Source organism: Paenibacillus phyllosphaerae, assembly GCF_014192105.1.
GTDB classification, from domain to species: Bacteria; Bacillota; Bacilli; order Paenibacillales; family Paenibacillaceae; genus Paenibacillus_Z; species Paenibacillus_Z phyllosphaerae.
In genome coordinates, this window is record NZ_JACHXK010000002.1 from 204,689 (window position 1) to 230,582 (window position 25,894).

Consider the following 25,894-nt stretch of genomic DNA (forward strand, 5'->3'; position numbering starts at 1 on the left):
CAATAACGAATCGATAACGAACCGATATTTAAGGAGGATCATCCCATGAGTAAAGTAATTGGTATTGACCTTGGTACAACTAACTCCTGCGTCGCTGTTATGGAAGGCGGCGAGGCTGTCGTAATTCCGAATCCGGAAGGCAACCGCACGACACCATCCGTCGTAGGTTTCAAAAAAGACGGCGAGCGTATCGTCGGTGAATCCGCGAAACGTCAAGCGATCACGAATCCTGATCGTACGATCATGTCGATCAAGCGCCACATGGGCACGAACCATAAAGAAGTGATTGACGGCAAAGAATACTCGGCGCAAGAAATCTCGGCCATCATTCTGCAAAAACTGAAATCCGATGCTGAAGCTTACCTCGGCCAAACGGTAACGCAAGCAGTTATCACCGTGCCGGCTTACTTTAACGACAGCCAACGTCAAGCAACGAAGGATGCGGGCAAGATCGCAGGCCTGGAAGTGCTGCGTATCGTCAACGAGCCGACGGCTGCGGCGCTTGCTTACGGCCTTGAGAAGTCCGAAGACCAAACGATCCTCGTCTATGACCTGGGCGGCGGTACGTTCGACGTATCGATCCTGGAACTGGGCGACGGCTTCTTCGAAGTTAAAGCAACTAGCGGCGACAACCACCTGGGCGGCGACGACTTCGACCAAGTGATCATCGACCACCTGGCAATCGAATTCAACAAAGAGCATGGCATCGACCTGCGTAAAGATAAAGCGGCTGTACAACGTCTGAAGGATGCTGCCGAGAAAGCGAAGAAAGAATTGTCCGGCGTGCTGACATCGACAATCTCGCTTCCGTTCATCACCATGGTTGACGGCGTGCCTCAGCACTTGGAGACAACTCTTACTCGCGCGAAATTCGAAGAACTGTCCGCAACATTGGTTGAGCGTACACTGGCGCCAACGCGCCAAGCGCTGAGCGATGCAGGTATGACGGCTTCCGATATCGACAAAATCGTTCTTGTCGGCGGTTCGACTCGTATCCCGGCCGTACAAGACGCGATCAAGAAGCTGACAGGCAAAGAGCCGCACAAAGGCGTTAACCCGGACGAAGTGGTTGCCCTTGGCGCAGCAGTTCAAGCGGGTGTCCTGACAGGCGACGTGAAAGACGTAGTCCTGCTCGACGTTACTCCACTGTCGCTCGGTATCGAGACGGCTGGCGGCGTATTCACGAAAATGATCGACCGCAACACGACGATCCCTACAAGCAAATCGCAAGTGTACTCCACTTATGCGGATAACCAGCCTAGCGTAGAGATCCACGTCCTGCAAGGCGAGCGCCAAATGGCTGCTGGCAACAAAACGCTCGGCCGCTTCACGCTTGGCGACATCCCGCTCGCACCGCGCGGCGTACCGCAAATCGAAGTTACTTTCGATATCGATGCGAACGGTATCGTTAACGTATCGGCGTTGGATAAAGGGACTGGCAAGAGCCAGAAAATCACGATCACATCTTCGAGCGGTCTGTCCGACGAAGAGATTGAGCGCATGATGAAAGACGCGGAGCTTAACGCGGAAGAAGACCGCAAGCGCCGTGAACTGGTTGAAGCGAAGAACAGCGCCGACCAACTCGTCTACTCCGTGGACAAAACGATCAAAGACCTAGGCGATAAAGTAGACGCCGGCGAGATCGCAAAAGCGGAAGAAGCGAAAGAAAAAGTGAAAAAAGCGCTGGAGTCCGACGACCTGGAAGTGATTAACGCAGCGACTGCGGAGCTGACGGAGATCGTCCAACAGCTGTCCGTGAAGCTCTATGAGCAAGCGCAAGCAGGTCAAGCAGCGGAAGGCGCTGGCGAAGCGTCCGAAGCGAAAGGCAAAGATAATGTTGTAGACGCCGACTACGAGGTTGTTGACGACAAGAAATAAGGAACGCTGATAAACGGTGCGTCGTCTCTTCAAAAATGAAGGACGGCGCAGCCGTTTTTCCTGTGTCTATGGTCAGAGAGGCCGGCGGGGTTAAACAAATGGACGGGGTGAACGGGTTTTGGCAGATAAGCGGGATTATTATGAGGTACTAGGACTTGGCAAGGATGCTTCAGGGGAAGACGTTAAGAAGGCATACCGTAAATTGGCTCGTCAATATCATCCGGACGTAAACAAAGCGGAGGATGCGGAAACGAAGTTCAAAGAAGTGAAGGAAGCTTACGACGTCCTTAGCGATGACGGCAAACGCGCAACCTATGATCAATACGGCCATGTCGATCCGAACCAAGGCTTCGGCGGCGGCGGACAAGGCGATTTCAACGGCTTCGGCGATATCTTCGATATGTTCTTCGGCGGTGGCGGCGGACGTCGCGATCCGAATGCGCCGCAGCGCGGTAACGACCTGCAATATACAATGACGATCGAGTTCAAGGAAGCGGTATTCGGCAAAGAAACGGAAATTACGATTCCGCGGACGGAATCTTGCGATACTTGCCACGGCTCGGGCGCGAAGGCTGGAACGAAGCCAGAGACTTGCTCGGTATGTAAAGGCTCCGGCCAACAGGAAGTCGTGCAGAATACGCCGTTCGGACGTATGGTTAACCGTCGGGCATGCTCGAACTGCAGCGGCACGGGTAAAATCATTAAGGAAAAATGCGGTACCTGCCATGGCGCAGGCAAAGTGAAGCGTCAGCGTAAGCTAAATGTCCGCATTCCTGCTGGCGTGGACGACGGCGCACAAATCCGTCTGAGCGGCGAAGGCGAATCCGGTCTGCGCGGCGGTCCGTCCGGCGATTTGTATATCGTCATTCGCGTCAAATCGCATGAATTCTTCGAACGCGAAGGCGACGATATCTACTGCGAGGTTCCGCTTACGTTCGCGCAAGCGGCGCTCGGCGACGAGATCGAGATCCCGACATTGACGGAGAAAGTGAAACTGAAGATTCCTGCGGGCACGCAGACGGGCACCTATTTCCGCCTCAAGGGCAAAGGCGTACCGCGTCTGCGCGGCTACGGCCAAGGCGATCAGCACGTGAAGGTAACGGTTGTGACGCCGACGAATCTGACCGACGAGCAGAAGGATCTGCTGCGTCAGCTGGCCGGGGTAAGCGGCGGTCAGACCCAAGAGCATCATGAATCGATCTTCGACAAGATGAAGAAGGCGTTCCGCGGCGACTAGCGTTTATCGCGTAAGCATAGTTTCGGCTTTGCTTGCCCATCCTAATCGAGGTGCTCGTATTATACGGCAATCGCTAGGAAGGGGCTTTCGCGATGACAGAACAAGAAAAGAACCACCTCAATCACAGCAATCTACCGATCGGCAAGAACGAGGATGTGGAGTTCTCCGAGGAGCTTGCGGATGAGGCGGACCGTGAAGCGATGAAGCGAGCAGAAGCTGCTGACGCTCGCGCCGAACAGGCATAAGGGAGCGTGAATGAGGTGCCAACCCGCATTCATGCGACCTTCCCGGCCGGAACGGGCACGAGGGAAGCGGAACTAAAGCTTCAGGCGCTTCGCGCTCTGGATGTACAAGGCAGCGGCGACGGTTCGTTGTCGGCGACCGTCGGCGACGAGTCCGTCGACCTCGCCTTGCATGTCATTCAAGAAATCGGCGGTACGACCGAGACGGAATGAGATTCGCTTAACTAGCCGGCAAGTGGCCGGTTGCTTAAGGTAAAAGGCTGTGTGCGTTATAACCGTGCAGAGAAAGCCGGGTATGCGTACACGGCCTTTTTTTGTGCGTGCAGCCCGATCTGTTGTAATATAGAGATTATGAGCGAAATGAACTATAGCGCAGGAGGAATTACATACATGAAGTGGCATGAAATTACGATTGAGACGATGGAAGAAGCACAAGAAATGATCTCCAATTTCCTGCATGAGCTGGATGCGGGAGGCGTATCCATTGAAGAATCGGGTACGCTGAACAAACAGCGCGACACGTCGCTGGGCCAATGGTATGAGCACCCGCTCAACGATATTCCGGAAGGTCATGCGATTATTAAGGCCTATTTCTCCGAGACGGTCGATCCGGACGGAATCATCGCCACGATTCGCCCGCGGATCGAGGAGCTGCGCCAGTACGACATAAACCCTGGCGATTTCGTCATCACCAAGGCGTTGGTGGACGACGAAGACTGGGCAACGGCGTGGAAGCAATATTTCAAGCCGATTCGGGTTTCCGAGCGGTTGACGATCAAGCCGACGTGGGAAGAATACACGCCTGCTCCGGATGAACGCATCATTGAGTTGGACCCAGGAATGGCGTTTGGAACGGGGACGCACCCGACGACCGCACTTTGCCTGCGCACGTTGGAATCCGTTATACGCGGGGATGAAGAAGTCATCGACGTCGGCACGGGATCCGGCATTCTGGCAATCGGCGCGATGAAGCTTGGCGCGAGACGTGTATTGGCACTTGATCTCGATCCAGTAGCCGTATCGTCTGCGACCGAGAATACGCGCCTGAACGGACTGGAAGCCGACATTCAAGTCTACTTGAGCGACCTGCTCGGCATTCTGGAGAGCAACAATGGGCAGCAGGCGGAGATTCAAGTTTCCGTACCGGTCGATGTTGTCGTGGCGAATATTCTGGCCGAGATCATTTTGCTGTTCATCGACGATGTATACGCGGCGTTGAAACCGGGCGGTACCTATATCGCTTCGGGTATCTGGAAGAACAAAGAAGAAGACGTTGAAGCAGGTCTCATCGCGGCTGGCTTCACGATCAAGGACCGCCAGCGTGACCAGGACTGGATTGCGTTCGTGGCGGTTAAGCCGGAATAGTCTTACAAGGGAACGATATTACAAGGACGAGGGCGCAGGAGTCTTCGTCCAATTAGCTGGGGGGCAAAGGAAAAGGTGAATTTTCTTTGGTATCCGCTTCAGGATCTGCCATTTATCTTTATCGTACTCGTCATGTCATTCACGATTCACGAGTTCGCGCATGCCTACAGCGCCTATAAATTCGGAGACCGAACGGCTTATGATGCCGGCCGGGTCACGCTTGATCCACGCTCCCATCTCGATATATTCGGTACGATCCTGATCTTAATTGCCGGATTCGGCTGGGCTAAGCCGGTACCGGTCAATCGGGGCAGATTCAAGTATCCTCGATTGATGGGAATCATTGTATCGGCTGTTGGTCCTCTGAGTAATTTATTGTTGGCCGTAATTGGAATGCTGTTGGTTTACACCCTGAACCAGACAGGTGTATTAGGTTCGGTGTCGCATGGCACGTTACAGGCGATCTCTCATTTTACTTACTATTTGATCAGTACGAACCTCCTTCTGTTCCTCTTTAACTTTATCCCGCTGCCGCCGCTGGACGGATACCGAATTATCGAAGATCTGGTTCCGCTGAGCGTGCGCCATAAGATGGATCAGAACACGCAGTGGGGGATGTTCATCTTCCTGCTTCTTGTGTTTATCCCTCCGTTAAGACAGCAGACATTGGACCCGTATCTGGGCTTATGGCCGGACATTTGGGCCTTTATAGCCATTAACTTACAGTCGATTTTCGATCCGGTGGAATGGAGCGTCTTCTGGCGGGACTTCTAGACGTATGACGATCGTGTGATGAGATGCGATCCATATTCCCCCAAACGTTTAAACATGTAGCGTCACGGGAATAAAACGTGTATGATGTAGGTTGAGATTTTTCACAGTTTACGATGAAGGGTTCACACAGATATGCAGCGATATTTTGTAGCGCCGGAGGATATGAGCGAACATTCGGTCGTGCTGACCGGCGAAGATGCCCACCATGCGGCCCGCGTTATGCGGATGGAGACCGGCGAGGAATTCCTCGTCAGCGATGGCACCAACCGTACGGCCAGAGCGGAGGTAACCTCCATTTCGCCATCCCGCGTTGAAGCGAAGATTGTCGAGTGGCTGCCAATGAGCGGTGAGCCGAAGTGGTCGGTGACCGTGGCGCAGAGCTTGCCGAAGGGTGATAAAATGGAACTTGTCATTCAAAAAGGTACGGAGATCGGCGCGGTACGATTCGTTCCGTTCGAATCGGAGCGAATTATCGTTCAATATGATGCGAAGAAGGAAGCGAAGCGGCTGGAACGTTGGAGCAAGATTGCCAAGGAAGCAGCCGAGCAGGCGCACCGCAGCCGGATTCCGTCCGTTGAAGCGGTACAGTCATGGAAGGAACTTATCGCTTCGATCGCAACATATGATGTAGCATTGTTTTGTTATGAGAAGGAAGGCGGATCTAGCAGCGCAGGGCTTCGGACTGCCCTTCGTGCAGAGATAGAGCGTCATGGGGATGCGGAGCAGCTGAAAGTACTGCTGATCGTAGGTCCGGAAGGCGGCTTTACCGAGCGCGAAGCGGCGGAGGCGGAGGAGGCTGGCGCAGCTGTCATCGGTCTTGGATCGCGTATTCTGCGTACCGAGACTGCAGCAATGGTCGGACTTTCCTGCTTGATGTATGAATCCGGAGAAATGGGAGGCGTTTGACGACATGCCGTCAGTTGCTTTTTACACACTGGGCTGCAAAGTTAACTTCTATGATACAGAGGCGATCTGGCAGCTGTTTAAGAACGAGGGTTACGAACAGGTTGATTTTGAGACGACGACAGCCGATGTATACCTCATTAATACGTGTACGGTGACGAACACGGGCGACAAGAAGAGCCGCCAGATTATTCGCCGTGCGATCCGTCGCAATCCGGACGCGATCGTTGCGGTAACGGGCTGTTACGCGCAGACATCGCCAGCCGAGATTATGGCGATCGAAGGGGTCGACCTTGTTATCGGCACGCAGGACCGGGACAAGCTGATGGACTACGTGACGCAGCTGCAGAATGAACGCAAACCGGTCAATGCGGTCCGCAACATTATGAAGACGCGTGAATTCGAGGAGCTGGACGTACCGGACTTTGCGGATCGGACGCGCGCATTCCTGAAGATTCAAGAAGGCTGCAACAACTTCTGCACGTTCTGCATTATTCCTTGGTCCCGCGGTCTCTCCCGCAGCCGTGAAGCGGAGAGCGTCCTTAATCAAGCGAGACAGCTCGTCGCTGCCGGTTACAAGGAAATTGTCCTGACGGGTATTCATACGGGCGGATACGGCGATGATCTGGAGAACTATAAGCTGTCGGATCTGCTGACTGACCTGGACCAAATCGATGGTCTGGAGCGTATCCGCATCAGTTCGATCGAAGCGAGCCAGATTGACGCGGACATGATCGAAGTGCTGAATCGTTCGACCAAAATGTGCCGCCACCTGCACATTCCGCTCCAAGCCGGCGATGACACCGTGCTGAAACGGATGCGCCGCAAGTATACGACCGCGGAGTTCGCGGAGAAGATCCGTTTGCTGCATGAGGCTATGCCTGGCGTGGCGATCACGACGGACATCATTGTAGGCTTCCCGGGCGAAACGGACGAAATGTTCGAAGCCGGCTACCGCTTCATGGAAGAACTCAAGTTCGCCGAGATGCATGTCTTCCCATACTCGAAGCGTACGGGTACTCCGGCTGCGCGTATGGAAGATCAAGTGGATGAAGAAATTAAGAATGAACGCGTACATCGCCTGATCGATCTGTCCGAACGGATGCAGCTGGAGTATGCGCAGCAATTCGTCGGCGAAGTGGTCGATGTCATTCCTGAGCGTGACTACAAAGGCGCGCCGGGCAGTGGCAAGATTATGGGTTACTCCGGTAACTATATTCAAGTCGTATTCGAAGGTTCCGAATCGCTCATCGGCCAGCTGTGCCGCGTGAAGATTACGGAAGCGGGCGTGAACGAATGCCAAGGCCAGCTCGTCCGCGTGATGGATGCGGCATCCGCTACGGTTCGCGGCAACGAGACGAACACGTTCGTTTATCCTAAAGCGCAGTAATGCCTTGAACGGGCAATGTATAAATAGACATGGATTCTTGCGAGGATTCTGCCTAAGGCCCGGTAAGTTCGGATCTTACGGTAGAATCCTTGCTCTACATTTACGTCCTTTACGAAGTTACATAGCAAGGAGGGAGACTTACGATGAAGGAGATATCGGCTGGCGGCGTCGTCTACCGCAAAGTGGACGGCAAGCTGCAGATTCAGCTCATTCAGGATCGTTACGGCAAGATTTCCTTACCTAAAGGCAAGATGGAGCCCGGCGAAACGGTGGAGCAGACCGCATTGCGCGAGATTGTCGAGGAGACCGGGATGGAAGGTATGATAATCGCGCCGATCGATCAAATTAAATATAAGTATAATCATGAATCCAAAGGTTCCGTCGACAAAGAAGTTCACTACTATCTGGTCGAAGCCATCGGCGGGAAGCTGCAAGCTCAAGTCGAAGAAATTCGCGGGGTGGAATGGTTCGAGCCGATGGAAGCGTGGCGCAGGCAGCGCCAGTCCGGATATAGTAATAACGACCAAATTTTGTCGGGCGCGCTCAAGCTGCTCGGCTTGGAGGTTCAAGGCTAATGGCTGAAAGTTGGGTACCGGGAACTCCGATTGCCAAGTTTATTGACCACACGCTGCTGAAGCCTGGGGCAACGGAGAAATATATCGTCAGATTGTGTGAGGAAGCAGCTCAGCATCAGTTTTACAGCGTATGCGTGAATGGCTCCTGGGTATCGCTCTGCCGCGATCAGCTGGCGGGTACCGGTGTCCATATTGCGGCCGTAGTCGGCTTTCCTTTAGGAGCGATGGCGACGAAAGCGAAAGTATACGAGGCGCAAACGGCTGTAGAAGACGGCGCGACGGAGATCGATATGGTATTGCCGATCGGAGCGGTCATCGATGGGCGTTACGGGGTAGTGTCGCATGATATCGCGTCCGTGGTGCGTGCCGTTGAAGGCTCAGCTATCGTGAAGGTCATTCTGGAGACCGGCATGCTGAACGCCGAGCAAAAAGCGGAAGCTTGCCGCGTAGCCGAAGCCGCGGGGGCCCATTACGTGAAAACATCCACCGGATTCGGCACCGGCGGCGCAACCGAAGCGGATATTAAGCTGATGCGGGCTTCGGTCACATCCTCCATTGGGGTCAAAGCTTCCGGCGGCATCCGGGACGCGGAGACGGCGATCAAGATGCTGCAGGCCGGGGCCAACCGGCTCGGCACGAGCGCTGGCGTAGCGATCGTTACTGGACTTTCATCCGTCTCAGCTTCGGAAGGTAACAGAGCGGAAGGGCAAGAAGAGAGCACGCAATATTAAATATGGTCTGCGCGTGCGCGATCTGAGCGGCTGGTGACGTCGTCATCATCGCAACAACCGCTTGCAGCTCTCTGGTGAACGGCGCGAACAGGACGGCGCCGCCGACATTGAGCACGACATGCGACCACGCGACGAATCGGCCGGCCTTGGAGCCGCTGTAGGATACGAGCAAAGCGGTGACGCAGGTACCGATATTGGCGCCTAGGACGATCGCAATGCCGATCGGGACTGGCATGGCGGACACGGCTGCGAGTCCCATAATAATGGCGATTACGGCCGCGCCGCTGTGCACGGCTGCGGTAAGCACCGCTCCGGCGGCAATCCCCCAGATGACGCTTCCTTCAGCGCGTCCGAGGAAGGCGCTGAAGAAGGAGCTGGCTTCGACAGCCGGAGCGACGGATTGCATGAGCGCCATGCCGATGAGGAGCAGGGCGAATCCGCCGACCACGACGGACGTGCTGCGGACAGGCGGCCAGAATCGGCTGCCGGATGGTCTGAGCCCGGCTTGGCTGAATGAGAGTTTGGTTCTTCTTAAGGTGCCTAGCCCCAGCTCGCCGGCCAAGACGGTTACGAACCAACAGCCGAGCGAGATGAGGAGCAGCGGCCAGCCGAGTTTGCTGATGTTGAGACCGATCAGTTCGGTAGTCAGACAGGTGCCGATGTTGGTGCCAAGGATGATGCCGAGCGTCCGCGGAAAGGTAAGCAGCCCCGCATTGACCAAGCCGATCGTCATGACGGTAACGGCCGTACTGCTCTGCAGCACGGCCGTTGTTGCTGTTCCGATGAGCAGCCCGTGCAGCGGCGTGGCGGTCATTTGTTCGAGAACGGTCTGCAAGTGATGGCCGACGGAGCGATGAAGCGTCAGCTCCATCGCTTTTAGTCCAAGCATGAAAATCATGAAGCCGAGAACCATCGGAACAACGATGGAGTTAAGCATGGGGCAGGACTCCTTTGTTTGGCGGAATCGGAGCATTCGTAACGATACATATGCCAATTCAGGTACAAGCATGACAAGCATATTAGTAGGTGAGGCATGAGGAGAGGGCGGTAGAAGAGGAATGGAACGTGTTAGAGCGGTATTGAAGAAGGAACGCAGGAAGAGGCTGGAGAGCGGACATCCGTGGGTATTCGCTAATGAGATCGACCGGTTGGAAGGGGAAACGACGCCGGGATCGCTTGTGGACGTTTTCAGTCATCAAGGCCGCTATCTGGCGACTGGGTATTGGAACCCCAAGTCGCAGATTCAGGTTCGGATCGTAAGCTATAAGCCGATTGAAGCGATGGATACGGTATTCTTCCGCGAGCGGTTTAAGCAATGCGCCCAGCATCGCCGCCGTTTCGTGAACGGGGAAGACTGCCGGCTCGTTTATGGGGAAGGCGATTTTCTGCCAGGGTTGACGGTGGATCGCTTCGGCGGTGTGCTTGTCTTGCAGCTGCTCACCCTCGGCATGGAGATATGCAAGGATGCGATCGTGGAGGCGCTAATCGACGTATTCGCGCCGCAAGGCATCTATGAACGCAGCGATGTCGGCGTGCGAGCGCTGGAAGGGCTTGAGGAACGCACCGGGGTCCTATACGGCGACTGCCCGCGAATCGTGGATATACAAGAGAACGGACTTCATCTGGAAGTCGATATCGTAGAAGGCCAGAAAACCGGTTATTTCTTCGATCAGCGTGAAAATCGGGATTCGATCGGACCGCTTATGCTTGGATGGGGCGAACGCAGCGGCATCGGGCTGCAAGAACGCAAGCGCGAAGAAGTACCTGCTGAAACGCCGATGATTCCGGTCGAATCGCCGGCGTTGGCTGGCGACGACACCGGCGTCATGCAGGACGCCGCATCGAACGTGCTCGTGCCGGTGAACGCGAACGGCAAAGTCGTTACCTTCCCATATTGGGATGGCGCTACGGTGCTGGAATGCTTCGCGCATACGGGCAGCTTCACGCTCCATGCATGCAAGTATGGTGCGAAGAAAGTCACCTGCCTTGATGTGTCCGAGCATGCGATCGAGACGGCAAGAAGGAACGTCGAGCGCAATGGCTTCACCGATCGCGTAGAGTTCGTCGTCGCCGATGCGTTCGATTACTTGCGCACCCAAGTGAAGGGGCTCGAGGAGCGGGCTGAGCGTGCGCGCGCGGCAGCAGGCGGCAAGGCGGATACGTCCAAAGCTTTGTCCGGGGCCGGGCGCACATGGGATGTCGTCATTCTCGATCCGCCAGCCTTCGCCAAGACGAAGCAAGCCGTACCAGGCGCCATCCGCGGTTACAAGGATATTAACCTGCAAGGGCTGAAACTGGTGAATGAAGGCGGTTATCTCATCACCGCGAGCTGCTCGTACCACATGAAGCCGGATCTGTTCTTGGAGACGATTCAGGCGGCTGCTGCAGACGCAGGCAAGATTCTTCGTTTGATCGAGTGGCGCGCGGCGGGTAAGGATCATCCGCAGGTCGTCGGCGTAACCGAGGGGCACTACTTGAAATTCGGAATTTTCGAAGTGCGGAGCCGTTCGTAACCGAACGTATTCGCCTGTAGCAAGGAGACACGGTTGGCGTCGTCCTCCGGCGGCCAGCGCGCGTATACTTTCCTTAATATGTTGAAAAAGGCTTCCTGCCTGATGAGCTCTTCATGAGCTTGCATCTGGCAGGAAGCCTTTTTGGTTATTAGTAAGCGCCTTGCGCGCTGGATGTCTGTTTATGGTGACGCATCTTGACGATGATCTTGCGGATGCTCTCGCCCGAGAGATGGAACTTGCGTTCAAGCTCGGTTACGGTCGATCCGTCCGTAAAGCAGCGGTAAATCTCTTGATTGCGGATGGTCAGCTGTTCGCGTGAGCCGCTCTTCTCGCCCCAGGCGGCACGCTGTTCTTGCGGTTTTGGAATATAGATCAATTCGCCCTGAATATAGCTCTGAAGCTCCTTGAGCAGGCTAGGGGGCAGCACATCTTTTCCATTTTTGTAATTCACGGTAAAGCTCCTCCTCGGATGGGTATTGAACGTAGTTACCTGCAAGCATCGTTACAGTCCATACCATGCTTAGCCGCCTCCTTTCAGATGTTGAAATACAAAAATCACGATACGTAGCCGGTATCGTGTCCAAGCTGCGGGCGCTAACTCTTGCCCGAGTCAAACGAGGAATCGTGTATGAAGAGAGGCGGTCTCCCGCCTCCCCGTAAGACTTCCGCTGATTAAGCGGAAATCACCTCAGCGCTTTTCAATGCAATCAGCTCCTTTCGCGCAATATTTCGTCGGCCCGACATCTATATTAACTCATTTTTTCCAGGAACCTGCAAGCGAAAAAACAATTATAACCATTCTGTGCGGCGGGGCGGAAGCATGTCCTGCTTTCCTTGACACCTTTCGTAAAACGATGAACGATTTACCTCCGCGAGAATCGAACGTTTGTTTGCATATTCGGATGAAATGGGAGGCCCGCTATGATAGAATAGGAGAATCGAAAACTAGACAATGAGGTGATCGCATGGCACTCCGATTCGTAATCGGCCGATCCGGCGCGGGGAAGACGCATCATTGCCTGCAGGAAATATCCCGCAGGATGCAGGAGCAGCCGGACGGGCCGCCGCTCATCATGCTCGTGCCCGAGCAGGCGACGTTCCAGACCGAATACGCGCTGCTAGGCGGAGATCAACGCGGGACGATCCGCGCGCAGGCGCTGAGCTTCCGGCGGCTGTCGTTCCGGATTATGCAGGAGACGGGCGGAACGGCTCTCGTCCCGATTAACGAGAGCGGCAAGAACATGCTTTTATATAAAATCGTGAACCGGTTGCGCAGCGATCTGTTGCTCTATCAGGGCAGCGAATCGCAGCACGGCTTTATCGAGCGTCTCGGCGAGCTGATGACGGAATGGAAGCGGTATGGCGTCGACGGGGAGATGTTGGAGCGGTTCGCGGCGGAAGGCTACGCAGGCGCTTCCAGCTCGTTGCTCAGCCGCAAGATGCATGATCTTCAGAAGATGAACCAGGCACTGGAGCAGGAGCTGGCAGGACTGTACGTGGATGCCGAAGATTATTTGAGCTGGCTCGTCAAGGGACTAGGCGATGCGCCTTCGATGCGGGAAGCGCAAATCTGGATCGACGGATTCCATGGCTTTACGCCGAAGGAATACGAGGCGCTGGCCGCGATCATCCGCCATGGCGCCGAAGTGACGGTTACGCTCAATCTGAATCGTCTGTACGCCCAAGGCGAGCAGCCGCATGAGCTGGACATGTTCCGTTCGACCGCGGAGACCTACTTGAAGTTATGCGAGCTTGCGGAACAAGCCGGAATCGAGCTCTTGCCGCCGATTATGCTGGCAGGCGATCCGCCCTACCGATTCCGCGGCCGGCAGATGCTGGCCCATCTGGAGCGGCATTACGAGGACCGCCGTACGCTGCGGCTGCCGGAAGGCGAGCGTTATGACGACACCGTCTCGCTCTTCGCCGCCGCTAACCGGCGTGCCGAAGTCGAGGCGGTTGCGCGCGATATAACGAAACGCGTTCGGACCGAAGGGTTGCGTTATCGGGATATTGCGGTCATGGTGCGCAATGCGCCGGATTACGGCGACTATCTGAAATCAGTATTTGCAGATTACGATATTCCATTCTTCATGGACCAGAAGGAAGCGGCGCTTCATCATCCGTTGTCCGAGTTTATCCGTTCGGTGCTCGAGATTGCCGTTCGCGGGTGGCGCTACGAGGCCGTATTCCGCTGCATCAAGACGGAGCTGCTCATACCGGACAATGACGGGTCTATTAATCGCGAGACGTTCGATCTGCTGGAGAATTACGCGCTTGCGGCAGGCATCGACGGCTATCGCTGGCTGAATCCGGATAAGTGGCGGCCCGTCGTCCGCGATACGCTTGAGGGCGACCCTGTCGCCGCGGGCATTCAGGAACAGCAAATTTTCAGCGCGGTTCTGACGGCGCGCAACGCGGTCGTGCCGCCGATCGAGGGTTTTATCCGCAAGCTGAAGAAGGCTGCGGCCGTTAGACAGATGTGCGAGGCATTATACGAGCTCTTATACGATATCGGAGCGCCTGACCGACTGGAGCGCTGGAGCAGGCAGGCCGCTGCGAGCGGCGATATGAAGAAGGCCAGAGAACATCGGCAGCTGTGGGATGCCGTCTTGGATTTGCTCGACCAATTGACCGAGATGACAGGCGATCAGGCGCTTCCGTCCGAGTTATTCGCCGGCATGGTGGAGACAGGCCTGGAAGGGTTGAAGTTGGCGTCCGTTCCGCCGTCTCTCGATCAAGTGCTGATCGGCAGCATGGACCGGACCCGCTCAGGGAAGGTCCGTTTCTGTTATTTGCTCGGCGCGAACGATGGCGTTATGCCGCAGCGCATCCAAGAAGATGGCGTGCTTACCGAGCAGGAGCGCGAGACGCTGGGACAAGCAGGGCTGGTGATGGCGCCGAGCGTCCGCAGAAGGCTGTTGGATGAACGTTTCTTGATCTATAACGCCTTATCGACGCCAAGCGAGCACCTTTGGGTGAGCTATCCGATGGCTGATGAAGAAGGCAAGAGCCTGCATCCGTCCGAGGTTATTCGTCATATCAAGCAGATGTTCCCGGGGATTCCGGAGCGCCTGCTTGCCATCGAGCCGGTGAGCGGCATGGATGAAGCGGATCAACTGGGCTTCGTATCGCATCCCGAGCGCACGCTCTCGTATTTGATCAGTCAACTGCGCAGCTGGCGTCAAGGCTTGCAGATTGCCCCGGTTTGGTGGGAGGCATTCAACTGGTATGCCGTAAGGCCCGAGTGGCAGAATCGCTTGCAGCGGCTCATCGCGTCGCTCGATTATGAGAACCAGGAGGCCTTTCTCTCCAGCGAAACGGCGGACCTGCTATATGGCCGCGTGTTGCGGGGCAGCGTGTCGCGGATGGAGCGGTTCGTATCTTGTCCGTTCCAACATTTTGCCATCCATGGCCTGCGCCTGAAGGAACGCGAGGTATTCAGGCTTGCGGCGCCGGATATCGGACAGCTGTTCCATGCGGCGCTGAGCCGTCTGACCGAGACGCTCGGCGACAACTTCGGACAGTTAAGCGTGGAGGAAATCCGGGCGGCAGCGGCCGGAGTCGTGGAGGAACTGGCCCAGCGGCTTCAATCGCAAATTCTGTTCAGCAGCAGCCGCCATCAATATGTGGCAAGGAAGCTGCGCGACATTATCGCTCAGGCGGCCGTTATTCTAAGCGAACATGCCCGCCGGGCGGAATTCAAACCGATCGGGCTCGAGATCGGCTTCGGACCTGAAGGTCCGCTGCCGTCGGTGCGCATTCCGCTGAAGGAAGACCGCACCCTCGAGATGGTCGGACGGATCGACCGGGTCGACGCGGCCAAGACCGAAGACGGCCTGCTGCTGCGCGTCATCGATTACAAGTCCAGCGCCAAACAGCTGAAGCTCGAAGAAGTGGCCTACGGGCTGGCGCTTCAGATGCTTACGTACTTGGACGTTCTCGTCTCTTCCGCGCCTACATGGCTCGGAGAGCCAGCCAAAGCTGCAGGCGCGCTCTATTTCCATGTGCATAATCCGATGCTCTCGGGCTCGAATGCGATCTCAAGGGAGAAGGCGCAGCTTGACATTCTCAAGCGCTTCAAGCTCAAGGGGCTTGTTCTTGCGGACGAAGAGACCGTGCGGAAGATGGACGGCAGCTTAACGACCGGCTACTCCGATTTGCTGCCGCTCGCGATGAAGAAGGACGGCGGTTTCTACAGCACCTCGTCCGTCGCCACTGAGGACCAATGGGCGACGCTGCGCCAATCCGTCCGTTCGACGCTCAAGCGGATCGGCAACCGTATCGTGGAGGGCGACGTCTCCATCGCGCCTTATCGCCTCGGACCGCGGACGCCGTGCCAATTCTGTTCGTACAAGCCGGTCTGCCAGTTCGATCCGCTTATCGAAGGCAACACGTATGCCAAGCTGTACAAGCCGAAGAAGGACGAGGTATGGGGTCTGCTGGCTGCAGGTAGCGAAGAAGCGGTTGAGGCTGAAGGTTCGCTTACCGACGGCTATACATCTACCCGAGAGGAGGAACGGCGCTAATGGTTCAGACATCGCTAAGCAAGCCCGCGGGCAGTACGTGGACCGATGATCAGTGGAAGGCGATCGTGACGAGCGGCAGCAATATTCTTGTTGCCGCCGCGGCAGGGTCGGGTAAGACGGCCGTCCTGGTCGAACGCATTATACGCAAAATATCCGCCGATACCGATGTTGACCGTTTGCTCGTAGCAACGTTCACGAAAGCCGCTGCCGCCGAAATGAAGGAGCGGATCCGGATCGCGCTCGAGAAGGAACTGGTCGCTAATCCCGGTTCGGAGCATCTGCGCAAACAGCTGGCTTTGATGGGGCGGGCTTCGATCACGACGCTGCATTCCTTCTGTCTTGATGTCATTCGCAGGTACTACAGCCTGATCGGATTGGATCCCGGCTTCCGGATTGCGAACGAGACGGAGGCGGAACTGCTGCGCATCGATGTGCTCGATACCTTGTTCGAAGAACGGTATGTCAACGCGGAGGCGGGCGGAGCGGGCGGCGTTGCTTTCGCGGAGCTGGTAGACCGCTTCGGCGGGGAGCGCGGAGACGAGCCGGTCTACGGGCTCGTCATGAAGCTGTATCATTTTGCGCAGAGCAATCCGTGGCCTGGGGCCTGGCTGCGCGATACGGCCGAATCGTTCCGCATAGCGGATGCGGTTTCGCTCGGCGCTTCGCACTGGGTGCAAGGACTGAGGGAAGTAGTGGCGCTCGAGCTCGAAGGTTCGCTCAGCCTGCTGCAGCAAGCGCTGGACGTGACCCGTATGCCGGCTGGGCCGCATGCGTACGCGGCGTCCTTCGACGAGGATCGTGGCGTCGTGGAAGCTTTGCTCGCTAAGGTGAGGAACCAGCCATGGGAGACCTGGCATGAAGCGTTCGGCAATTTCGCATTCGGCAAACTGAAGAGCCAGCGCGGCGACGATATCGACAAAGCGCTGCAAGAGCAAGCAAAGGAACTGCGGGAAGCGGCCAAAACGATCGTCGGCGACTTGAAGGACAAGTTCTTCGTCCGTACGCCGGAGGAGTTCGCGGCCGAACTGCAGGAATTGGCCCCGCTTATGAGCACGCTCTCGGATCTGGTCATCGAATTCGGCGCCCGTTTCGAGGCGGCCAAGCAGGAGCGCGGCCTGATCGACTTCGGGGATATGGAGCACTACTGTCTGCGCATCCTGCGCGATCCTTCGTCTACGCCGGCTCGCACGGTGCCCTCTTCCGCCGCGCTCGAATACCAGCGCCAGTTCGATGAGATTCTGTTGGACGAATACCAAGATACCAATATGGTGCAGGAAGCCATTGTCGATCTCATCGCGAAGCCGGGCAAAGGCAACCGGTTCATGGTCGGTGACGTGAAGCAGAGCATCTACCGGTTCCGGCTCGCCGAGCCCAACTTGTTCCTGCAGAAGTATAAAGCATACGGAAGCACGGATGGTTCGGTAGATGTCGAAGAATTCGAAGCCGACGATTCATCGCGCGTAAGCGCGGAGGAAGTTGGAGGGGGTCAGCCGAAAGAGGAAGCTAAGGCGCCGCATCGCGGCATCCGTATCGACCTTGCACGCAACTTCCGCAGCCGGCAAGAGGTCGTGGACGGGGTGAACAGCGTCTTCCGCGCCATCATGCGCGAGAAGGTCGCGGAGATGGACTACGACGAACGGGCCGAACTGGTCTGCGGCGCGTCCTATCCCTCTGCGAGCGATGGCGGATCTCCGCAGCGGTATGCGATCGAATTCGCGCTGCTAGACCGCGGCAGCGGCAGCGATGATGCGGATGAGAAGCAGGCCGAATCTTCCGAGCCAAGCGAAGAGCAGGAGGGCGGCACGACCGGCGAACCGGCCGAGGACCTGCAAGTGGTGCAGCTCGAGGCGCGTTATATCGCACAGCAGATTCTTCGTCTGAAAGGACTGGGTCCGGAAGTCGAGGGCGAGCAGAACGCGTTCCGTCCATTCGATGGACGCAAAGGGAGCAAGCGTCCTCTTGCGTGGCGCGATATCGTTATTTTGCTGCGCGCGGATAAGCAGTGGGCGCCGGTCATTATTGAAGAGCTGCAAGCGATGGGCATTCCTGCTTACGCGGAACTGGGCAGCGGGTATTTCGAAGCGACGGAAGTGGAAACGGTACTCTCGTTGCTGCGCGTGATCGACAACCCGTATCAGGATATTCCGCTGGCAGGCGCGCTCCGGTCGCCTATCGTCGGTCTTCATGCCGAAGATCTGGCGCGCATACGGATATCTGCCGGCCGCGTCTCTTATTTCGATGCGGTCCGCCATGCGGAATCGGATGAATCGCTGCCGGCTGCGCTGCGGGGCAAGCTGACGGAGTTTCTCGTCGCGCTCGAACGCTGGCGGGAGGAAGCGCGCTCCGGCGCGCTGGCCGAGCTGATCTGGCGCATTTATCGCGAGACGGGCTATTACGATCTTGTGGGCGGCATGCCGGGCGGCCTCCAGCGCCAAGCCAATCTTCGCGCCTTGTACGACCGGGCTAGGCAGTATGAAGCGACTTCCTTCAGAGGATTGTTCCGCTTCCTGCGGTTCGTCGACCGGATGCGCGAGAACGGCGGCGATCTGGGGACGGCCCGGGCGCTCGGCGAGCAAGAGGATGTCGTTCGGATCATGTCGATCCATAAGAGTAAAGGCTTGGAATTCCCGGTCGTGTTCGTCGCAGGGCTTGGCAAGCAGTTCAACAAACAGGATTTGAACGCTTCCTTCCTGATGCATAAGCAGCTGGGGTTCGGGCCCAAATTCGTGGATATCGACCTGCGCGTCACGTATCCGACGTTGCCGTTCCTGTCCATTCGGGAGCAGATGCGCAAAGAAACGTTGGCCGAAGAGATGCGGATTCTCTATGTTGCGCTCACCCGCCCGAAAGAAAAGATGTTCCTCGTCGGCACGACCTCTGATGCGGCAAGCCTGCTCGAGAGGTGGGAAGGCGCTTTGGACATGAACCGGGAGCTTCCGGATTTCCGGCTGTCCCAAGCCAAACGGTTCATCGACTGGGTCGGTCCGCTCGCGATGTATGGCGGCGCGGAGGTGAAGGTTTATCAAGCTGACAGCAGCATGGAGCTGCATGAACTGCCCGCGAGCGAGGGAGCAGGCAGTTCCGGTAGCGAATTAGATTCAGTTTTATCGGTAGCGGAAGTTGTACCACTACCCGAACGTCGCAGCGGTGCTTCCTTCGAAAGCTGGACGACGGGCATCGTGCCGGCTTCTGCGTTAGGCCAAGAAGCGGCAGCGGCTGTCGAGGAAGACGAAGCGGCGGCAGCCGAGTACGAAGCAAGGCTGCAAGCGGTCCGTGAGCTGATTCCGATCTCGGAGTCGCCCGAGACGGCCGAAGAAATCGACGAACGGCTAAGCTTCCAGTACCCGTTCCGCAATGCGACCGTCGTAGCGGCCAAAACGTCCGTTACCGAGATGAAGCGGATGCACGCAGAGGTGGAGGCAGATGAGGATTCGGCGCGATTCCCGTTTGTCGATGATGCACCTGTAGGAGCAGACGGGGCTGCGGAATCGGAAGGATTAACGGCGGGGTCAACGCAAACGGCCGACGAACCGACGGAAGAACGGTTCGGGCAAGTGGAGCTGTTCTTCGGCGACGCGGCGGAGTTTACGTTGCAGGAGTTGGCGGTAGGTGCGGAAGCGCAGATCGCGGTACCGTTCGCATCGGCAGACGCGGCAAACGATTATACGTTCCGGCTTCGCAGGCCGAAGTTCATGGAAGAGGCGAAGCTTACGGCGGCAGAACGGGGAACCGTCAGCCACTTGGTCATGCAGCATATGCCGCTGGACCGGGAAGTCGATGAGCCATGCGTGCAGGCGACGATCGAATCGTTGATCGAACGAAGCATGCTGACAGCCAAACAGGCCGAAGCCGTTGATGTAACCGCGGTGGCTTCCTTCTTCCGGGAGCCGGTTGGCCAGCGCATGCAGCGAGCGGGATGGGTTCGGCGGGAGACGCCGTTCAGCTGCACCTTCCCGGCAGGCAAGGTGTATCCGCATGCGGAGGCTTCCTCGTCGGAGGAGCCGATTCTGATCCAAGGGGTTATCGACTGTCTGTTCGAGGACGAAGAAGGCTTGGTCCTGCTCGACTACAAGACGGATCGAATCGCGGGCAAGGACCCTGAATTAGCGGCAGAGCGGCATCGGTTCCAATTGACCTTGTACGCGGATGCCATTCGGACCATTCTAGGCAAGCCCGTCGATGCTTGCTATGTCTATTTTCTCGATGGGGGCAAGGCGGTTCGGTTGTTCTAGAGAGAGGCTCTTGCGCGTGTTGGACGCGGAAGACCAGAGATGAACGGAGGAGAAACATTGCGTATATTGCATACCGCGGATTGGCATTTCGGGCGAACGCTCGAAGGCCGCAGCCGCTTGGAGGAACAGGCGGCGTTCGTCGACGAGCTGGCGAAGCTCGTTCAGGAGGAAGCGATCGATCTGGTGCTGCTGGCTGGGGACGTGTATGACTCGGTCAACCCGCCGGCCGCGGCGGAGCAGCTCTTCTATGAGGCGCTGTCGCGTATATCCGATGGCGGGAAACGCACGGTGGCCGTCATTGCAGGCAATCACGATCACCCGGAGCGAGTATCGGCTTCGGCGCCGCTCGCGGCGAAGAGCGCGATTCATTTGGCAGGAATGCCGACCGGCGAGCCGATTCTCGTCGATGTCAGCCGGACGGGGGAGCGGGCGGTAATCGCCGCGCTGCCATATCCATCGGAGTCGCGGCTGCGCGAGTTGCTGAGCGAGGAGACGGACGAGACGGCGCTGCGAAGCGCCTATTCCGAGCGAGTAGGCCGTCTCATGACGCGCCTGGCTTCCCATTACAGACCGGACACGGTCAATCTGGCAATGAGCCATATCTACGTGCTTGGCGGACTGGAGACGGATTCCGAGCGTCCGATACAAGTCGGCGGCGCATATACCGTAGACCCAAGCGCGCTGCAAGCGGGCGCCCAGTACGTGGCGCTCGGACATCTTCATCGCCCTCAGCGCGTTGCTGGCGATGAACGGATGCGCTATAGCGGATCCCCGCTCGCGTACAGCTTCTCCGAAGCCGGACAAGCCAAGTCCGTAACCGTATTCGACGCGAGCCCAGGTGCCATCATTCAGCCGCAAGAGATTCTGCTGAGCTGCGGCAGGCCGCTCGTCAAGTGGCAGGCGAAGGGCGGCCTGGCCGAAGTGCATAGCTGGCTGGACGAAGGCAGAGACCTCCGCGCCTGGATCGATCTGGATATCTGGATGAATGAAGCGATGACGATTACCCAGATCCAGCAGCTGCGCAAGCAGCATGAAGGCTTGGTCCACATCCGGCCGATTTATCCCGAGATGGAGGCGTCCTCGGCCGAGGATAGCCGCAGCCGCGAGCAGCTGCCTGCAGAGGAGCTGTTCCGGCGTTTCTTCGCCAAGCAGACCGGCGGCGCGGAGCCGGATTCGGAGACGATTCAAGTGTTCCTGGAGCTTATTGCAGAAGACGACTCGGATCCGCAAGGCGCGATTGCTGAAGGAGGCGAATCTGCATGAAGCCGATATTATTAAGACTCAGCGGACTGCAAAGTTACCGCGAAATGCAGGAGGTCGATTTCGCGCGGCTATGCGAGGCGGGCGTATTCGGCATCTTCGGCAATACGGGGAGCGGCAAATCGAGCATTCTCGATGCGGTGACCCTTGCGCTGTATGGTAAAGTCGAGCGTGCGGCCAATGGAACGCAAGGCATTATGAACCAATCGGAGAAGCAGCTGTCGGTCGCGTTCACCTTCGAGCTCGCCGGCGGGGGAGAGCAGCGCCGTTACCGAGTAGAACGCCAGTTCAAGCGGGGCGGCGAAGTTTCTGTCAGTAATACGCTCAGTCGGTTCATCGAGTTGACGGACGATGGAGAGATCGTGCATGCCGATAAACTGGCGGACGTCACGCGTATGGTCGAGCTGCATATTGGACTTAGCATGCAAGACTTTACCCGCGCGGTCGTGCTTCCGCAAGGCAAGTTCGCGGAGTTTCTGTCGCTGACAGGCAAGGACCGTCGCCAGATGTTGCAGCGGTTATTCCGTCTCGAGCGGTTCGGCGACGGTCTGGCCCTGAAGCTGTCTCAGCGAATGAAAGTGGCAGAAGCGGCGCTTAACGAAGCGGCTGCCGAGCAACTGGGTCTCGGCGATGCTTCAGATGGCGCGATCGAAGCGGCTTCGGAGCGCCAGCAGGAAGCGTCCGTGCTGTCCGGGCAAGCTCGATCCAAGCTTACTGCCGCTGAGCAGCTTCATGCGCAGCAGCTGCAGATCAGGCAGCGTCAGGACGAGCTTCGGAAGGTGGAAGCCAAACAGAACGCCCTGCAGGCCAGTTCGGCCCAAGTGGCTGCGTTGGAAGAGGAACTGAAGCGTCTTGCGGCAGCGGAGAAACTCATTCCGTTTCTCGACGCGCTTCAAGCCGCCGAGGCAGCTTCCGTAACTGCTCGGCAGCGTCTTGCGGCTGCCGAACAAGCTTATGTCGCGGCTGAAGCCTCTGAGCAGGCCGCAGCTGCGCAGGCAGCTTCGGCAGAGCTTGAGGCAGCGGCCGCCGAGCCGCGTCTCGCCCAACGTCTGGAGCAGCTGGCCGGCGCTCAGCGACTGGAAGCCGAGACGCAAGCGTTGGCGGCAGCCGAGCAAGATATCTCGGCGCGTCATAACCAGGCGGCCGAACAACAGCGGAATTATGCCGAGCAAGCGTTGAAGGCGGAAGATCTGCTCGCCCGCGCTCAGCAGAGACAGCAGGAAGTCAAGCTGGAGTTGAAGCAGACCGAACTTACGGCGGACGAACGTAATACACGAAGTCTAATGGCCAAACGGCTTATGCAGCTGCAAACGGTGCAAGGGCAGCTTGACTCTGCCCGCCGGGAAGAGAGTAGCCAACGCGCCGCGCTCAAACAAGTCGAAGATAGGAAAATGGCTGCGCAAGCGGCCGTCGCTACCGGCATGGCTTCCCTGCGCGCGGCAGCGAATGCTTTGAACCCGATCGTACAACAGCTTAGCAAGCAGGAAGATGTCCTTCAAGCTTTGCTTGATCAACTGCCCGAACGGATGGAGCGGGTCAAGAGCGAATACCTCGCGCAGCAGCGCCTGCAGCTGGCCGCTCAGCTCTCGGAAGGGTTAAAGGCAGGCGAGCCATGCCTCGTATGCGGCTCTTGCACGCATCCAAGTCCGAACGCCGGCGATCATGAGCATAAGGGAGCGATCGCAGAACTCGAGCTTGAGATCGCGGGATGGGAACGCCTCTCCCAGCACGGGCAGCAGCTTAAGTTCAAGCTGGCGACGGCACGGGGGAAAACGGAGCATGCGCTTGAAAGGCTGCAGGAGTCTTTATTGTCCGCTGATTCCGTTAGCGGCGATCAGGCTGCGTCAGCAAGTGCAGACGCTGCTCAATCTTACGGTATGCTGGAAGCTGCGGCAACGGCTGAGCTTCGGCTTGCCTCCGAGCCACGGTCGTCCGTACCGCTGTCGGAGCTGGAGGCTTATATTCGCCAGGCAAGGGAGTGGCTGGTGAAGCTGGAGAACAGCATGACGCAAGAAGAGAACAACTGGAGTCGTCTTCGCAGCCAAGTGCTTGAGGCACGGCGTGCAGCGGACGCGATTGCGGTAGAACAACGTTCCTTGCAAGCGGTCGGGGATGCCGCGGCTGCCAAAGCTAACGAGTTGGCCAAGCAGCTCGAAGAAGAGACGACCGTATGGCTAGAGCAATTCCATAATCCGTTCGTCCCTGAACAGGCGCAAGCGGACATCGATGCTTATGAGCAACGCGAGAAGCAAGCCGAGGAGCTCAGAGGCAAGCTGGACGTCAGCGTCACTTTCATCGAAGACAAGACGAAAGCACGGGAGACGCTCCGCCAATCCGAACAGCAGGCGAGGCTTGCGATGGTCGAGCTTGGCGCACGTCTGGAAGGGCAGCGCCAACAGCTGGCGGAGAAGAGTGAGCAGCTTCATGCGATTACTGGCGGCGTGCAGACGGCCGTTCTTATTGCGGCCTCCGAGCAGGAGCTCACCCTGCTCCGCACTAAGCTCACGGCGTTGAAACAGGCAAGCGTACGGGCGCAACGGCTGCTGCAGCAAGCCGCAGAGGAGCGGAGCGCCGCGCAGGAAGGCGAGAAGTCGACGAAGAACCGCGGTCAGGAATGCCGATCAGCCTGGGAAGCGGCGCTTACGGAATCGCCGTTCACTGGACCGGATGATCTGCAGCAGCTTCGGCCGCTGCTGAAGCAGCAGGCGACGATCGCTTCCCAGATCGAGCAATACCGCAAGACCGAGCGAGAGCTGACAGGGCAGATCGCTATGCTTCAAGAGCAGTTGGACGGTCGGTCGGTAACAGATGAGGCTTGGGAGGCTTGCATCGCTGATTTGGCTCAAGCGCGAGCTGCCGGTGAAGAGACGCTGCAGCAACTAGCCAAGGCCCAGCGGGATCTGGAAGACTTGCAGAGCAAGCGCGAACGGTGGCTGGCACTGGAGCAGAAGCGCTCCGCGATGGAGTCGCTATGCGGCAGATTGAAGTCGCTGCAGACCGTATTCCGCGGCAACGCCTTCGTGGAATACGTGGCGGAGGAGCAGCTTGTCCAGGTATGCCGCGCGGCTTCCGAACGGCTTGGGTACTTGACGAAGCGCCGTTATGCGCTCGAGGTTGACTCCGGCGGCGGGTTCGTCATCCGCGATGATGCGAGCGGCGGAATTCGCCGGCCGGTATCGACGCTTAGCGGCGGCGAGACGTTCCTGGCCTCGCTTGCGCTCGCATTGGCTCTATCCGGCCAAATCCAGCTTCGGGGCAAATACCCGCTGCAGTTCTTCTTCCTGGATGAGGGTTTCGGCACGCTGGATCCCGAGCTGCTCGATACCGTCATTACTGCGCTGGAGAAGCTGCAGAATGACAAATTATCGGTTGGCGTGATCTCGCACGTTCCGGAGCTTAGAGCGAGGTTGCCTAGAAGGCTCATCGTGACCGCAGCGGAACCTTCCGGCCGCGGCAGTCTGGTCGCGCTGGAGACGATGTAGCCATCTTGTGAACTTTCCTTGTCAGCGGTTGCATCCCTAGGCAGAAACAGGTAACTTAGGCTGTAAGCGAAGCATACGAGCAATCGATGACGGCGCAAGTTTACTTGTGGGGGTTAATCGTTGTGACTGAACAGGACAAGCCGAAACGTTCCTATTTCGTACCGGCGCTGCTGCTGATTATCGTCATCAGCTTAACGGGCAATATTGTTCTTTATACGAAGACGATGCTGAATAATCAGGATGATTGGGCAAGGCGCGGGCATACGATCATCCATTCCGGCGTCCAGCTGCAGCAGCATATCGATAAGGTACTCTCGACGATACAGTCGCTCGAGACTGCTTCCGATGTTCCAAGCCGACTGGAGGCCAAGAGCAGCGTATCTTCCGCCTTTGACAGCCTCAATGCGGTCGAAACGTTCTTCGCGGAGGCCGAAACGTCGAACGGCGCGCCGCTCCAAGCAGAACGCCGCACAGCGTCCGAGTTTCTCGTGCAAGCCGAGCAATCGCTCGTCGACCTGGGCAACCACGAAGGAACGCTTACGGCAGAGGAGAAGGCGTACTTAGCTATGCTAAAGTCGACGTACACGAAGTTGAAGGAGAAAGCAGACGGCTTTATTTATACCGATGATGCCACGCGTGAGGAAGCATTGACCGCTCGCGCGGATAAGCGTTGGGTCACCATGGCCTCAGAGCTTCAGACGATCATGAACGAACCGGAGCAGATGGTCTTCGGCGGATCGAAATAATGCCGGCAAAACGCCAAAAAACCTTGGTATCTATAATCGA

Annotated in this window: 18 protein-coding genes; 16 read left to right on the top strand and 2 right to left on the bottom strand. The window is 57.4% G+C overall.

All coding sequences use genetic code 11. The annotated features are described in order from the left end of the window. The first annotated feature begins 45 nt into the window (after nt 1-45). The 10 genes from dnaK (at nt 46) to deoC (ending at nt 9,095) form a co-directional block, all read left to right on the top strand. Complete coding sequence (gene dnaK / locus FHS18_RS04955; protein WP_183597622.1) at nt 46-1,878, top strand: molecular chaperone DnaK; 1,833 nt, start codon at nt 46-48, stop codon at nt 1,876-1,878. A 118-nt stretch (nt 1,879-1,996) separates the two neighbouring features. Further along, entirely contained in the window at nt 1,997-3,115 is a 1,119-nt protein-coding gene (dnaJ, locus tag FHS18_RS04960; protein WP_183597624.1) for a molecular chaperone DnaJ, read from the top strand. A 92-nt stretch (nt 3,116-3,207) separates the two neighbouring features. After that, nucleotides 3,208-3,360 (top strand): YfhD family protein, encoded by a 153-nt coding sequence (locus tag FHS18_RS04965; protein WP_183597627.1) that lies wholly within the window; start codon nt 3,208-3,210, stop codon nt 3,358-3,360. Nucleotides 3,361-3,375: 15 nt separating this feature from the next. Further along, nucleotides 3,376-3,570, top strand: a complete 195-nt coding sequence (locus FHS18_RS04970) for a hypothetical protein (RefSeq protein ID WP_183597628.1) — start codon at nt 3,376-3,378, stop codon at nt 3,568-3,570. A 177-nt stretch (nt 3,571-3,747) separates the two neighbouring features. After that, entirely contained in the window at nt 3,748-4,722 is a 975-nt protein-coding gene (gene prmA, locus FHS18_RS04975; protein WP_183597630.1) for a 50S ribosomal protein L11 methyltransferase, read from the top strand. A 75-nt stretch (nt 4,723-4,797) separates the two neighbouring features. Further along, on the top strand, nt 4,798-5,496 hold the full coding sequence (locus tag FHS18_RS04980) for a site-2 protease family protein (RefSeq protein WP_343060407.1): 699 nt from the start codon (nt 4,798-4,800) through the stop codon (nt 5,494-5,496). 132 nt (nt 5,497-5,628) lie between these two features. After that, nucleotides 5,629-6,402 carry a 16S rRNA (uracil(1498)-N(3))-methyltransferase gene (locus tag FHS18_RS04985; RefSeq protein ID WP_183597631.1) on the top strand — a complete coding sequence of 258 codons (774 nt, stop codon included), beginning with the start codon at nt 5,629-5,631 and terminating at the stop codon, nt 6,400-6,402. 4 nt (nt 6,403-6,406) lie between these two features. Further along, nucleotides 6,407-7,789, top strand: coding sequence for a tRNA (N(6)-L-threonylcarbamoyladenosine(37)-C(2))-methylthiotransferase MtaB (gene mtaB / locus FHS18_RS04990; protein WP_183597633.1), 1,383 nt, complete (start codon nt 6,407-6,409; stop codon nt 7,787-7,789). A gap of 143 nt (nt 7,790-7,932) precedes the next feature. After that, complete coding sequence (locus FHS18_RS04995; protein ID WP_183597635.1) at nt 7,933-8,364, top strand: NUDIX hydrolase; 432 nt, start codon at nt 7,933-7,935, stop codon at nt 8,362-8,364. Beyond that, on the top strand, nt 8,364-9,095 hold the full coding sequence (gene deoC / locus FHS18_RS05000; RefSeq protein ID WP_183597637.1) for a deoxyribose-phosphate aldolase: 732 nt from the start codon (nt 8,364-8,366) through the stop codon (nt 9,093-9,095). Before FHS18_RS04995 ends, deoC begins: the two co-directional genes overlap by 1 nt. Here deoC and FHS18_RS05005 read toward each other — a convergent pair. After that, on the bottom strand, nt 9,022-10,032 hold the full coding sequence (locus FHS18_RS05005; protein ID WP_183597639.1) for a Na/Pi cotransporter family protein: 1,011 nt from the start codon (nt 10,030-10,032) through the stop codon (nt 9,022-9,024). The two genes, deoC and FHS18_RS05005, sit on opposite strands and share 74 nt — an antisense overlap. Nucleotides 10,033-10,153: 121 nt before the next feature. On the opposite strand from FHS18_RS05005, the gene FHS18_RS05010 reads away from it, so the two are divergent. Then, nucleotides 10,154-11,608, top strand: coding sequence for a class I SAM-dependent rRNA methyltransferase (locus FHS18_RS05010; protein ID WP_183597641.1), 1,455 nt, complete (start codon nt 10,154-10,156; stop codon nt 11,606-11,608). Nucleotides 11,609-11,756: 148 nt separating this feature from the next. Here FHS18_RS05010 and FHS18_RS05015 read toward each other — a convergent pair whose 3' ends face one another. Beyond that, nucleotides 11,757-12,059 (bottom strand): CD3324 family protein, encoded by a 303-nt coding sequence (locus FHS18_RS05015; protein ID WP_183597643.1) that lies wholly within the window; start codon nt 12,057-12,059, stop codon nt 11,757-11,759. Nucleotides 12,060-12,573: 514 nt separating this feature from the next. Here FHS18_RS05015 and addB point away from each other — a divergent pair. The 5 genes from addB to FHS18_RS05040 all read left to right on the top strand — a co-directional run bounded on the left by addB (nt 12,574) and on the right by FHS18_RS05040 (nt 25,854). Continuing rightward, nucleotides 12,574-16,134: a helicase-exonuclease AddAB subunit AddB gene (gene addB / locus FHS18_RS05020; RefSeq protein WP_183597644.1), complete on the top strand. Its 3,561-nt coding sequence runs from the start codon at nt 12,574-12,576 to the stop codon at nt 16,132-16,134. Then, the gene (locus FHS18_RS05025; RefSeq protein ID WP_183597646.1) at nt 16,134-20,366 is read left to right on the top strand and encodes a UvrD-helicase domain-containing protein; all 4,233 of its coding nucleotides are present in this window, start codon (nt 16,134-16,136) and stop codon (nt 20,364-20,366) included. Before addB ends, FHS18_RS05025 begins: the two co-directional genes overlap by 1 nt. 57 nt (nt 20,367-20,423) lie before the next feature. Next, nucleotides 20,424-21,629, top strand: coding sequence for an exonuclease SbcCD subunit D (locus tag FHS18_RS05030; RefSeq protein WP_183597648.1), 1,206 nt, complete (start codon nt 20,424-20,426; stop codon nt 21,627-21,629). Further along, on the top strand, nt 21,626-25,108 hold the full coding sequence (locus tag FHS18_RS05035) for an AAA family ATPase (protein WP_183597650.1): 3,483 nt from the start codon (nt 21,626-21,628) through the stop codon (nt 25,106-25,108). Before FHS18_RS05030 ends, FHS18_RS05035 begins: the two co-directional genes overlap by 4 nt. A 122-nt stretch (nt 25,109-25,230) precedes the next feature. After that, on the top strand, nt 25,231-25,854 hold the full coding sequence (locus tag FHS18_RS05040) for a hypothetical protein (protein ID WP_183597652.1): 624 nt from the start codon (nt 25,231-25,233) through the stop codon (nt 25,852-25,854). The last annotated feature ends 40 nt before the right edge of the window (nt 25,855-25,894 follow it).

What these genes read in the sequence shown, in the direction of transcription:
- dnaK (WP_183597622.1), top strand. Translation starts at nt 46, where the DNA reads ATGAGTAAAGTAATTGGTATTGACCTTGGTACAACTAACTCCTGCGTC.
- FHS18_RS04965 (WP_183597627.1), top strand. Translation starts at nt 3,208, where the DNA reads ATGACAGAACAAGAAAAGAACCACCTCAATCACAGCAATCTACCGATC.
- prmA (WP_183597630.1), top strand. Translation starts at nt 3,748, where the DNA reads ATGAAGTGGCATGAAATTACGATTGAGACGATGGAAGAAGCACAAGAA.
- FHS18_RS04985 (WP_183597631.1), top strand. Translation starts at nt 5,629, where the DNA reads ATGCAGCGATATTTTGTAGCGCCGGAGGATATGAGCGAACATTCGGTC.
- mtaB (WP_183597633.1), top strand. Translation starts at nt 6,407, where the DNA reads ATGCCGTCAGTTGCTTTTTACACACTGGGCTGCAAAGTTAACTTCTAT.
- FHS18_RS04995 (WP_183597635.1), top strand. Translation starts at nt 7,933, where the DNA reads ATGAAGGAGATATCGGCTGGCGGCGTCGTCTACCGCAAAGTGGACGGC.
- deoC (WP_183597637.1), top strand. Translation starts at nt 8,364, where the DNA reads ATGGCTGAAAGTTGGGTACCGGGAACTCCGATTGCCAAGTTTATTGAC.
- FHS18_RS05005 (WP_183597639.1), bottom strand. Translation starts at nt 10,032, where the DNA reads ATGCTTAACTCCATCGTTGTTCCGATGGTTCTCGGCTTCATGATTTTC.
- FHS18_RS05010 (WP_183597641.1), top strand. Translation starts at nt 10,154, where the DNA reads ATGGAACGTGTTAGAGCGGTATTGAAGAAGGAACGCAGGAAGAGGCTG.
- addB (WP_183597644.1), top strand. Translation starts at nt 12,574, where the DNA reads ATGGCACTCCGATTCGTAATCGGCCGATCCGGCGCGGGGAAGACGCAT.
- FHS18_RS05025 (WP_183597646.1), top strand. Translation starts at nt 16,134, where the DNA reads ATGGTTCAGACATCGCTAAGCAAGCCCGCGGGCAGTACGTGGACCGAT.
- FHS18_RS05035 (WP_183597650.1), top strand. Translation starts at nt 21,626, where the DNA reads ATGAAGCCGATATTATTAAGACTCAGCGGACTGCAAAGTTACCGCGAA.